This is a genomic window from Corallococcus macrosporus (assembly GCF_017302985.1).
GTDB classification, from domain to species: domain Bacteria; phylum Myxococcota; class Myxococcia; order Myxococcales; family Myxococcaceae; genus Corallococcus; species Corallococcus macrosporus_A.
Genome location: NZ_JAFIMU010000007.1, coordinates 2,507,811 through 2,519,213 on the forward strand (window position 1 = coordinate 2,507,811; position 11,403 = coordinate 2,519,213).

The window sequence follows — 11,403 nt, forward strand, 5'->3', positions numbered from 1 at the left end:
CTTCCCGCCCCGACCGTAGTGCTCGGGAGGGAGAGAGCCAAGAACAGGCTACCTTGCGGAGAGTGTCCAGCATTTCAACCAGAACGGCGCAGCGCCGTTCCTACGCTCGAGGCGTTGAGGCTGATGCGGTCCAGACCTCTCTCGACCACTCGCTATTCGATTTTCGTCCGGCGCCACCATCCTTCCGGCCGCCCCGTCGGCGGCCGGGCCGTTGAGTGAGTGTTTACACCAGAGTCGAGGCCGCGTCGATGTAGCCGTCCGCGGTTAGTTTCTCCAGACGGCTGAAGTACGCCGTCCGGGCTTCCGTGTCCGTGTCGAACCACAGGCGCTGGTGACGTGAATCTCCCAGGCGGGGGCCCCACGTGAGGGCCACCACCTTGCCGTCCAGCGACACGCGATACACCTGCTCCAGGCCCGTGGCCGGGTCGCGGCGCACGTACGCGCGAGTCTCCGCGCGGATGAGCTTGCGGCCCTCGGGCGTCTGGCGCAGCGCCTCTTCCTCGGCGCGGCGGCGCGCGTAGGCCAGGCGCAGCGCGAGCATGTGCTCACACGGCCCTTCGCGCATCCCGGAGCGGCGGAAGTGCGGGCAGCCGCAAGCCGCGTCCTTCACGCGGCCTTCCAGGTCCATGGTGAAGCTGGGGAAGAAGCTGCGGACGGCCTCGCGGTCCACCACTTCGCCCTGGATGCGGGTGCCTTCGCCGACGAGGTCGTGCACCTGCGTGAGCTTCACTTCGCCAGAACCCGGGCCGCCGTCGCCCAGCAGGCGGTGGGCTCGGGCCTCGCGCTCGTTGCCGTAGCGCAGCGCGGCCTCGTCCACCGGGGTGGGCATCAGCTCGCGCGGGCGGTAGGTGCCGCGGGCCACGTCGAAGAGGACGCGGCCGCGCAGGCACTCGAGCTGGAGCGCGGCGCGCACCTGGTCCTTGGGGGCTCCCGCGTCCTTCGTCAGCACGTCGAAGGGGAGGGGGCCGTCCTTGCGCAGGCGGTTGCGCAGTTGCTCCGCCAGGCCTTCCGGCACGTCGCGCGGCATCAGCGCGTCAAAGGCGGCGGCGCTGGACCAGCCGCTCTCCGTCCAGCCGGTGAGCCCCAGCGTCAGCGTGGCCGCGCCCAGGTCGATGACCCAGAACACCGGCAGGCCCGGACCCAGGAGCTGCACGTGCGCGCTCTTCGCGTGGGGCAGCAGGCGCGCGAGCGCGGCGAGGCGCTGACGGCCGAAGGTGCGCACCACCGCGGGGGCCGCGCCGGTGTACACGCCGCCGTGGCACTCCAGCACCTGCTCCCAGGGCTCCAGCACCAGCCGGGGCGGGGCGCCGGGGACCAGCTCGAAGCGCAGCGCGCGGGGCGCCTGCTTGGAGCGGCGGGTGCGCAGCGCGAAGAGCAGGTTGTACAGGTCGATGGGCGCGATGGAGCAGGTGGTGGCCGGCAGCGTCGCGGCGGACTGCACCTGGAGGAAGCCTCGCAGCCACGCGTGGGGCACCTCCACCGTGCGCGGGGCGCAGGCTTCCGTGGCGGGCGCGGGCTTCGCGGTGGGGGCGACGTGGGCCTCCAGCATCACCGGGGCGTAGGCGCGCAGGCGGTCCAGCCGGGCGGGCAGGTCCTGCGGCACGTCCAGGAAGGTGGAGCCGTGCGCGGCCTGGCGCTTGTCGAAGAGGCTGTTGTCGAAGGCGAGCCGCGCGTAGGCGCTCTCGTCGCGGGAGAAGACCTCCAGCGAGACCTGATCCGGGTCCACCGTGAGGACGGGGTCCAGGACGGCGTCCTTCTTCTCCTCGCCCTCCAGCGCGTTGTCGAGGAAGGCCTTCTGCGCTTCCCAGATTTGGGCGCTGGCGCGCTTGCCCTGCTTCATCAGGTACGCGAGGTACGCGGTGCGGTCGCGGCCCCGGTAGCGCAGGTCGCTGGAGAGCACCGCGAAGGCGGCGGCCAGCGCGTCGCGGAAGAGGGTCGGGTCCTTCACCTGGCCACTGACGCCCACGGTGCCTCGCGAGCCCTCCAGGGCCAGCTGCACGCGCGAGGCGTCCGGCGTGACGACCACGTCGCTCTGCGCGGCGTAGCTCAGCGCGACGGGATGACGTGCGGTTGCGGTGCTCACGACGGTTGACCTTCCTTCCGGGCGCGCTCAGCGGCCCGGCGTGCACGTTTGTGGGCGCGGTAGGCCGCCTTGCGCAGCTCCACCGACTGCGACTTGTCGAAGGCCGCCGTCTTCAGCAGCTCCGCGGCGGCGTCTCCACCCAGCCGTCCCAGCGCGGCCCAGGCGTCCTGCTTCACCTCGGGCTTCGCGTCGGCGGCCGCGGACTTCAGCGGCTCCAGGTCCTTCTTCGCCAGCAGCGCGGGGACCGCGAGCCGGCGGGCCTCGCTGGCCGTGAGCGCGGACGGGGCCACCTTCGCGCCCGTGGGGCCCAGGGCCACCGGGTCGAAGGGCTTCACCTCCAGCGCCCAGCCGGAAGCCTGCTCCGGCACCAGCACGGCCAGCACCGACGCGGCGGCGGAGCGCACGTCGGCGTCCGGGTCACCCAGTGCGGTGCGCAGGGCCTGCGCTTCGCTCGTGGCCTTCAGCCGTCCCAGCACGCGCGCCGCTTCCTGGCGCACGGCGGCGGGGGCCTGGGCCTCGCCCTTGCGGAGGATTTCGGCGGACGTCGCGACCAGTTCCTTCGCGCCCAGCCGTGAGCCCGCCCAGAGCAGGCGCTCCCAGGCGGCGGCCAGCGCGTCCTTCTTCGACGGCTGCGCGGAGACCCACGCGGTGGCGGTGCGCCGTTCCGCGGCCACGAGCGCGCGGGTCAGCCCGGCCGTGTCCACGGCGCCGGCTTCACGCGCGTCACCCGTCCAGGTGCCGACGAGCCGCGCGGCCTCCTCTCGGGCCTCCGGCTTGTCGTGCCCGAACAGGGCGATGACCTCCGGCACGGGCAGGGCGCCACGGCGGGCGAGGCCCCGGCGCAGCCGCAGGCGCAGTTCCACGTTGTCCAGCGTGGCCAGGCGGGGCACCAGCAGGGCCGGGTCGCCCTCGCTCGCGAGGTAGGTGGCGGCGGGCTCGGAGATGTCCTCGTGCTCGCTCTGCACCGCGAGGAACTCCACCCGCGTGCGCTCCTTCGGGAAGAGCACGTCCAGCGCCTTGCGCGCGGCCTGGCGCAGGTCGTCGTCGTCCGCGTTCAGCGCGGCGGCCAGCGCGGACTCCGCGGCCGGGTCTCCGAACTTCCCGAGCTGCTCCGCCACCGTGCGGCGCACATCGTCGTCGACCTCGCTGTCGGCGAGCAGCGCCTCCAGCTTCACGCGGGCACGCTCGCCGCCCAGGGCGCGCAGGCCGCGCACTCCGGCCTCCTGGCGCTGGGAGGCGTTGTTGTCCGTGGCCGCGGCCTCGACCTTCTCCTCGATGCGGCGGCGGTCCTCGCCATCCGGCATCCGGTTCGCCAGCCGGCCCAGGGCCTCGATGGCCGCGACGACCATGTCCTCCTCGGCCGGCGCGTCGGGCGTGCCGCCGTTGGCCACCGTCTCCAGCTCGGAGAGGGCGCGCACGTCGCCCAGGGTGCCCAGCGCGAGCAGGGCGCGGCCCCGCTCGTGCGGCTCACCGGCGCGCGCGTACAGCAGCAGGGGACGCAGGGCGCTGGCGCGGCGCTGGTGCGCGACGCCTTCCGCCGCGGGCAGCATCAGCTCGCGGGCGCCGGCGCGGAGGATCTCCTCCAGCGGCTCCACCGCCGCGCCTTCCTCCACCACGCGCTTCGAGTAGTGCTCCACGGCCGCCGCGCGCACGGTGACGTCGCGGTCGGTGAAGAGCTGGACGAGCAGCGCGTCCTGGCCCTCGCTCTTGCCGTGCTCCAGCTCGCGGGCGGCGGCCTTGCGGACCTCCGGGTCCTGGCTCTTCACCGCCACGCGCAGGAAGCGCACGGCGAGCGCCGCGTCGCGCTTCTTCAGCTCACGCTCGTGGTCCTTGAGCTTCTCCTGCTCCGGCGGCCAGGTGAGCTGCATCGCGGCCGTCACGCAGGCGAGGCGCACGGACGGGGCCTCGTCCTCCACGCTCTGGCGCGCGAGCACGTCCAGCGCGTCCGCGCGGTGAGTGCGGCCCAGCGCGGCCACCAGCTTCGTGCGCTCCGGAATCTCCGGGGCCACCGACAGGCGCGCGGCGAGCGCGGCCACGGCGGCGGAGGTCCCCAGGCGGGCCAGGGCCTCCTGCGCGCGGCGGGTCACGGCCGGCGTCTCCGAGCGCAGGAAGGTGCCCAGCACCTCCACCGCCCGGTCATCCCCCCGGAACGCGAGCAGCTCCGCGGCGCGCAGCCGCAGGTCCTCGTGCTCGCTGCCCATCGCGCGGCCCAGGGCCTCCGTGACGCGCGAGTCGTTGGCGCCCGCGAGCCGTTCAATCACGCCCACGCGCAGGTCGGCGTGCTCGCTGCCCAGCGCGGCCAGGAGCGGATCCAGGCTGCCCGGCGGGCTGAGCTTCTCCAGCAGCTCGAAGGCGGACTTGCGGACTTCCGGCAGCGGCGAGTTGAGCGCCGCGGTCACGCGCGGACGGGCCTTGTCCCCGCGCTCCGCCAGCTCCTCCAGCGCCGCGCGAGCGACGTCCGGGGACAGCGAGGCCAGGGCCAGCGCCAGCGGCTCGTCGCTGCCGGCGGGGTACAGCTCCTTGAGGCCCGCGAGCGCGGCCCGGCGCACGAGCTGGTGCGGGTCCTCCAGCGCGCGCAGCAGGGCGGCCACGGCGGCGGACGTGCCCGCGTAGCCTTCCTGCGTGAGCTTCACCACGCGGTCCACGGCGTCGCGGCGGACGCGGTGGCCTTCCTCGTCGCCCGCGGTCACCTGCCGCAGCAGGCCCACGTAGGCGCCGAAGGCGAGGCGGCGCAGGTGCTGACGTTCGGCCTGGGTCGCGTCCTTCGGCGTCCCGAGCGCACCGGCGCCTTCCGCCGGCTTCACCGCGGAGAAGAGGCGGCGCAGCCAGCTCTTGCCCGTGGCGGAGGCCGTGCCCTGCTTCTCCGGCGTGGAGGGCTGCACCACGTGCGCGGCGCCCTGCGCCGTCTCCGGCTTCCAGGGGGCCTGGAGCGAGCTGGGGCGCGCGACCTTCTGCGCTTCGCGGAAGTAGTCCAGCGGCTTGTTGCGCAGCAGCAGCACCTGCGCCGCCGCGTAGCGCTGCTCCGGCTGACCGCTGGAGAGCGCCTCGGCGAGGCCAATCACGCGCTTCGCCCGCTCCTCCTCCGCGGGCCAGTCCTTCATGTCGCCGACCTTCTCCGGACGCGGCGGCAGCAGCACCTCCACCAGGTGCGCGCGGTAGGCCTCCGGCTCCGTGCGCAGCTCCAGCGCGCGGGCCGCGGCGTAGCGCACCTCCGGACGGCCGCTGGACAGCGCGCTCGTCAGCAGGTCCGGCGGTCCACCCTCGCGGCTGGCGCGCAGGTCGCGCGCGAGCACGATGGCGAAGACCATCTCCTGCACCTCGCGCGCGGAGTCCTCCAGGCCGTGCAGCAGGCCGCCGTCGCCCTCGGGGCCCAGGGCCGCGAAGGCGAGGATGGCGCCCAGCCGGATGGGCAGGTGCTCATGGCGCAGATTTCCCGTGAGGACCGGCAGCGCGCGCACGTCACCCAGGCGCGCCAGGCCGTCCGCCGCCCACGAACGCGCCGCCACCAGCGAGTGGCCCAGCGCATCCAGCAGCGCGCCCTCGTCACCCCGGCGGCTGGCCGTCGCGAGGCCTCGCGCGCCCTGCTCCTGGAGCTCCGTCAGCTCGTGGGGCAGGAGCGTGGTGGCGTAGAAGCCCAGCAGGCGCCGCGAGCCCAGCGTGGCCAGCGCACGTGACGCGCGGAAGCGCAGGGGGACGAGGAAGCCGGGCGGGTACATCCGCTCCAGGTCCTTGTCCGTGATGAGCCCGCGCATGGGCTCGATGATGTCCTCCGCGCCGCGCGGGGCCAGCAGCTCCGCGGCCCGCACGCGCACCGGCAGCGCCGACGCCGCGATGCCCGCGAGCAGCGGTCCGTTCTCGTTGGGGATGAGCTTGTCCAGCGCCTCCAGCGCCGCGACCGCCACGTCCAGGTGCTCGTCCTGCACGCGCTTGAGCAGCGCGGAGCGCATGGCTTCCGCCGGGGCGTGCACGGAGGCCTTGGCGGCCTTCTCACGCAGGGCGGGGTGCGTGGTGTTGAGCGCGGCCAGGTGCGGCTCCGGCTTCTCCTTGCCGGCCAGCTTCACCCACGCCTCGTAGGCGGCGGTGGCCACGCCCGCGTCACGGTCCTCCACGGACTTCTTCAGCCGCTCCAGCGCCCAGTCCTCGGTCCCCTTCTGTGCGAGCACCTCCACCGCGCGGGTGCGCAGGTCCGGGAAGCGGCCCGCCAGCGCGCGGTCCAGCGCCTTCACCGGCTCCTGGTCGTTCCACGCCCACAGCGTGCGGAAGGCCTCGCCGCGCACCTTGGCGGACTCGTCCTCCAGCGCGTCGCCCAGCAGTCCTTCGGCGCCCTCCGCCTTCGCGCCCAGCTTCACCAGCCGGTCCAGGCCGCGCACGCGCACGTCCTCATGGCCCGAGCGCAGAGCGGCCTCCGCGGCGGACAGCGGCGCGTCCGAGTCCAGCGCCACCACGGCCGACAGCGCCGCCGCGCGCACATCCCCGTCCGCGTCGTCCAGCATCCACACCAGCCGCTCGCGGGCGCGCGGGTCCTGCAGCGCCTGGAGCGCGGTGGCCGTCTCACGGCGGATGGCGGCGTCGTCCTCACGCGAAAGCTGGAGCAGCGCGCCCAGGGCGCGGCCGTCACCCAGTTGCGCCAGCACGCGCGCGCCGCGCACGGCCGTGTCCGGCATGCGGCACGCCATGGCGGCGAGCAGCGGCTCCAGGTCCGCTTCCGTCAGCGCCTGTCCCGGCGGGGTGTTGGCGAAGAGCTTGTCGCGCGAGGCGGTGACCTCTCCCTCGGTGGTGAACTTCGCCTCCGCTTCACCGGCGGCGCGCTTCGCCTGGAGCGTCACGATGCGGGCCACTTCCCGCACCGTGCGCGCGAACTCCTCGTCCTTCGCCTCCAGCGTGGCGGCCAGCGAGCGGCGCTCCAGCACGCGCACCGCGAAGGCCACGCGGCGCACGTCCCGGTCCGCGTCGTCCAGCGCGCGCGCCACCAGCGGCTGCAGGCGCGGGTCTCCCAGCAGGCCCGCCACCGACGCGCGCAGCAGCACCTCCACCTTGAGGGCCGCGGGGCCGCGCTCGAACGCGAGCTTCAGCGGCTCCGTGCTGCCCTTGGGCGACACGGCAGTGAGCGCGTCCAGTGCGGCGGTGCCCACCTCGGGGTGCGTGTCCGAGAGCTTCCCGGCGATGAGCCCCGGCACCAGCGGCGACGCGCTGCCCTGCTTCGCCAGGAGGCGCAGGCCCTGCACGCGCGTGTCCACGAAGCGCGAGTCCAGCGCCGCGCGCGGAGCCGCCAGCGGGGACTCCGTCTCCAGCTTCACCAGCGCGTCCAGCGCCGCGGCGCGCACCGTCTTGTCGTCGTCGTTGAGGCGCTCGCGCAGCTTCGCCCGCGCGGCGGTGCGGCCGTGGTTGCCCAGCTCCGTGGCCGCCAGCCGGCGCGCCGCGGCGTCCTTGTCCGAGCCCAGCACGCCCAGCACGAACTCCAGCGCCTCCGGCTCCTGGAGCGCCACCGCCTCCTTCACCGCGGCCTCGCGGCGGGGGAGGGCGGCCTTCAGCGCCTCGTTGAGGACGTCGAAGCCGTGCGCGTACGTCTGCGTCTCGTCCGTGGGCTTGCCGTCCGTGCCCAGCGTGATGCGCGTGAGCTTGCGGTCGTCGCCGCCCACGAAGACGTAGCCCAGCAGCTGCTTCGCCTGACGGGGGTTCGCCGGGGGCGCGAAGGCCACCGCGTGCAGGGCCTTGGTGCCCAGCTCGAAGGTGCGCGGCTTGCGGCGCTCGTCCAGGCGCCAGACCTTCAGCCTGCCGTCGCTGCCCACGGACGCGATGCGCTCCGCGGGGTCCTGCCCGGGCTCCGCCTGGGGCGTGGGCGGGAACACCAGCCCCAGCACGGCGCCCGCGTGGCCGCTGTCCTTGTCGCCGCGGACCTCGAACTCCACCGCGCCGACGAGGTAGCCGATGCGCAGCTTGCCGTCGTCGCCCGCGGAGACGAGCCGGCCGTCGCGAGGCGTGAAGGCCAGCGCCCGCACCGCGCCCTCGTGGCCCGGCATGTCCCGGCGCGCGCCCGTCGCCACCGTGAACGCGCGCACCACGCTGTCATCGCCCGCGCAGGCCACGTACGTGTGCGTGGGGTCCACCGCCACCGCGCGCAGCGGCTGAGAGGACGCGCTCCACTCCTTGAGCTTCTTCGTGCTGTCCCAGTCCCACGCGCGCACGAAGCCGTCCGCGCCGGCCGTGTAGAGCACCTTGCCGTCGGGGCTCGCCGCCACCGCGGTGCAGCCTCCGGGGTGCGCGTTGTGGAGCTGGAACTTCACCGTGCCGTCGGTGAGCGACCCGAAGCGCACGGTGCCGTCCGCGCCCGCCGCGGCGAACTGCTCGCCGGACAGCGCCAGGCCCAGCACGTGCGCGGGCAGGGGGCTGGTCCACAGGACCTTGTTGGCCGCGGCGTCATACGCGGTGAGGCGGCTGTCCGCGGCCGCGCGCGTACCGCCCACGAGAATCAGGCGCGCATTGGCGGCGAGCGCACGGACCTTCTCGATGTTGCCGATGGAGAGGTTGGCCATGGTGTCGTTGTCCTAGATGCCGCCGAGCTGCACGCCCGGGTGTGCCGCACGCAGTTGCACCAGCGAGGCCAGGCAGCTCTGCCACTCGCCCTTCGCCACGGAGCCGGTGAACTCGCCCAGCACGGGCGCCACCACGCGGGCGAAGCTCTCGTCTTCCAGGCCCAGGTCCCGCACCAGCTCCACCACGCGGCGCTTGGCCACGCTGGCGGACAGCCGGCGCTGCACGTCGCCCTCGCGCGCTTCCTTCGCGCGCCCGGGCGGCAGGCCGAACAGCATGCGCCGCAGGAACGTGCGCAGCGCCTCCACGTCGCCAAAGCGCGTGGTGCCGCCCGCCTCGCGCTCGTCCTTGCCGCCGCCCGCGGGCTTCCACCCTTCCGGCAGGTGCAGCGGCCGGTGCTTCTCCCAGAGCAGGCGCACCGCGAACAGGCCCACCTCGCGGTCCGCGCTCTGCATCAGGCCGGACAGCCGCTCCGCGCCGCCCAGCCGCGCGTAGTGCCGGCGGATGAGCTCCACGGCCACCTCGCGCGTGCTGCGCTTGGTGGACTCCGTGAGCGCGAACACCTTGCCCGCGTCCAGCTCCTCCGGCTGGAGTGTGTGGCGCGCGTCCGCGCCCGGCTCGCCCGCGTTGAGCAGGGCGTCGTAGGCCAGGTTGCGGATCTCCTTCGCGTCCGAGTCCGCCAGCTCGTACACGCGCGTCTGGTAGCCCCAGGCGCGCAGCTCCGAGCGGGCGATGGTCAGCGCGAAGCGGCGCACGTCGTCGCGCGCGTCGAACAGGGCCGGCCACAGCCGCTCCGCCGAGTACGCCTTGCGCGGCGCGCGGGGGCGCAGCTCGTAGGACTTGGACTCCGGCTGCTCCGGCCCGATGCCCGGGTGGTGGCAGCGCAGGTACATCTGCGCGAAGGCGCGCACCGGCGGCGGCTGCTTCGCGCCCAGGGCCAGGTCGAACAGGCGCTCCAGGCCCGCGTCCGCGTCGCCCGAGTCACTGAAGTCCGCGGGCACCACGTTCGCCAGCAGGTAGCGGTGCGCGAAGTCATGCAGCTGCGGATCCGCCCGCCGCGCCAGCGCCAGCAGCCAGGGCACCGTGAGCTGCCGCGCGGTGAAGAGCTTGCGGTTGCCCAAAAGCTCCAGCGCCGTGCTCCGGAACTTCCCGTTGAAGACGAGCGCCTTCACGCGCTCCACGTCCAGGCCCGGCAGGCTGTCCGCGCGCGTGAGCCACTGCGCCGCCTGACGGCCCAGGCGCGGGTGGGCGACGAGGTCCAGCACCCACTCCGGCCCGATGTCCGCGACCTTGTAGGTGGACAGGGCCTTGATGGCGGTGTCCTCCACGATGCGCTGGCGCTTGGAGTGGTCCTTCGCCTCCGTCAGCGCCACCTTCCAGAAGTCCGCCGGCATCTCCCCGGCCGCGTACTTCGTGGAGACGTAGTTCTTCGCCCAGTTGAGCTGCTCCTGCGAACCCCAGAGCAGCTCGCGCAGGAAGCCGTGCGTGAGCTCCGCGCGGTCGAAGGACTGCTCCAGCGACTTCGCCGCGAACGCCGCGGTGGGCTTGGAGTCGAGCAGCCGGCCCAGCAGCGGCAGCCCCAGGTCGCGCGGCTTGTGCTTCTCCAGGGCGGCGGCGGCGAACTTCTGCACGTCGTCCTCGCCCTTCTCCACCAGCTCCGCCAGCCGGTCCGGGGCCAGGTCCTGCGCGTGGCCGCGCGCGTACTCGATGGCGTAGGCGCGGGCCTTGTCGCTGGGGGAGAAGAGCAGCGCGAGCACGGCCTCATGCAGCCCGGCCGCGCGCAGCTTGCCCTGGTGGAAGTCCGGCGAGCCCTGGAGCGTCTCCACCAGGAAGTCGTGCGCGCTGCCCAGCGGACGGCGCGCCAGCCGGTCCAGCCACGCGGGCGTCACCTTGCGCAGCGCCTCCGGGTGGTCCTTGCGCAGGCCCTGGATGGCGAACTTCGCGGCCGGGTCCGACTGGCACGTGTCCAAGAGGCGCATCAGCGCGTCCGGCGAGCGCTTCCACGCGTCCGGATACATGCGCTGCTTCACCATGTCGCCAGGCGGCTGGATGGCGAAGCGCGAGGCCGTGTAGCCCTTGCTGTTGTGCGCCCAGACGTGGTGCGCCACCCAGCACTGGTTCCAGGTGGTGTCCGGCTCGTAGTGCCGCAGCACCTCCACCGCGAACTGCGGGTAGAGTTCCGGGACGGCCGCGCCCAACTGGCGCAGGAAGCGCCACGCGCGGCGCTGGAGGTAGGTGAGGGTGCCGCTGCCCACCTCGCGCTGACGGCGACGGCCGCCGCGCTCCGTGTCGAAGCGCCACGCCAGCGCGCCGAACAGCTCCGCGTCGTGGCGCGCCTCCGACAGCTTGTAGATGCGCTTGAGGCCCGCCCACAGGCCGAACTTGAGCGGCGCGTCCTTCACCAGCGTGAGGAGCGCGGCGCGCGCGGGGCCGGTGTTCTGCTCGTACAGGGACACGAGCAGGTCCGCGAGCAAGAGGCGCGGCGGCAGCGGCACGTCCTTCTGCGCGAGGAAGCGCTGCCACGCCTCATGCGAGCCCTGGCGGCGGCCGGCCTTGTCGCCGTCCATGCGCGCCTGCTCCAAGAGCTGCTTCAGCGCGTCGAAGGAGAGCGCGCCCTGCGGCAGCGGCGCGTCCGACGTGCGGTCCGGCTGGTCGAGGAAGGCCAGCACGGCCTCGGCCAGGTCTGGTGCCTCCGCCCTGGCCAGACGTTCGAGGTCTGCTGCGCTCAGCGCGTCGCTCGGGGTCATGGGGTGTGGGGTTTAACACAGCTCCCTCACACCGCGAGGCAT

General features: G+C 74.1%; 3 protein-coding genes. All 3 read right to left on the reverse strand.

Annotated features, from left to right (window positions below; genetic code table 11):
* Positions 1-223 precede the first annotated feature (223 nt).
* The 3 genes from JYK02_RS22785 to JYK02_RS22795 are packed head-to-tail and all read right to left on the reverse strand — an operon-like array spanning position 224 to position 11,361.
* Positions 224-2,083 carry an SWIM zinc finger family protein gene (locus tag JYK02_RS22785; RefSeq protein ID WP_207053981.1) on the reverse strand — a complete coding sequence of 620 codons (1,860 nt, stop codon included), beginning with the start codon at positions 2,081-2,083 and terminating at the stop codon, positions 224-226.
* Positions 2,080-8,616: a HEAT repeat domain-containing protein gene (locus tag JYK02_RS22790; protein ID WP_207053983.1), complete on the reverse strand. Its 6,537-nt coding sequence runs from the start codon at positions 8,614-8,616 to the stop codon at positions 2,080-2,082. Before JYK02_RS22790 ends, JYK02_RS22785 begins: the two co-directional genes overlap by 4 nt.
* A 12-nt stretch (positions 8,617-8,628) precedes the next feature.
* Positions 8,629-11,361: a hypothetical protein gene (locus tag JYK02_RS22795; RefSeq protein ID WP_207053984.1), complete on the reverse strand. Its 2,733-nt coding sequence runs from the start codon at positions 11,359-11,361 to the stop codon at positions 8,629-8,631.
* Positions 11,362-11,403: the final 42 nt, after the last annotated feature.